Source organism: Paenibacillus farraposensis (assembly GCF_020736845.1).
Classification (GTDB): domain Bacteria; phylum Bacillota; class Bacilli; order Paenibacillales; family Paenibacillaceae; genus Paenibacillus; species Paenibacillus farraposensis.
In genome coordinates, this window is the sequence record NZ_JAFFQR010000032.1 from 1 (window position 1) to 672 (window position 672).

A 672-nucleotide genomic window follows, 5' to 3' on the forward strand; every position below is an offset into this window, starting at 1 on the left:
TAAAGCAGCAACGTAGCGCTGATTATGTAGATGAAGATGCTCAGCCCGACCCTGATCTGGAACCATATACTATTCAAAGGGAACAATCATTTACCACCACTCTTAATGGATGGGGAGAAGTAAAGTTTATCTCCACTTTAAAAGATGAGGATACGAATGATCTGATACAAGCAAAGTTTTTTTTGGAAGCTAACAGCGGAAAGCATGCGGAAAACAAGGTTCAATACGAGTTTCCTGAATTTTATGGTAACAACGGTAGGATGATCGACAGGATCAAGGCAGTAAGCTTCAAGGATTTAAATCAGGATGGGCGTACGGACATTGTCATAATTGCGGATTATATCACCGGGGTTAATGCACATGGAATAGAGACTCACCCTGTTGCGGGGATTTACTTTCAGAAAAAGGACAATACGTACACTACCCTGCCTGAACTGGATAAGAATATTAATCAAACAGGCCATAATCGAACGCTCCAAAACGTCATTCAATGCGTAAGCAATCAACGAATAAACGTGCAATAAGTAATGTAAGAAGGGAGTTTTGTGAAATCAACTTTGTAAAACAGAAAACAATACTATTGTTAGCAGTGTTAATTAGCCTGTTATTGAATGGATGTGTGGAAAAACAAACGAACGAAAAGCAACACACAATTGAACCTATGAAACCTGG

The 672-nt window shown here is 39.3% G+C and carries 2 pseudogenes; both read left to right on the plus strand.

Annotated elements, in window-relative coordinates:
• Positions 1-524: pseudogene (locus JO375_RS06725) on the plus strand (hypothetical protein); the annotation flags it as partial.
• Positions 491-672 (plus strand): annotated as a pseudogene (locus JO375_RS06730) (hypothetical protein); the annotation flags it as partial. The pseudogenes JO375_RS06725 and JO375_RS06730, both read left to right, overlap by 34 nt.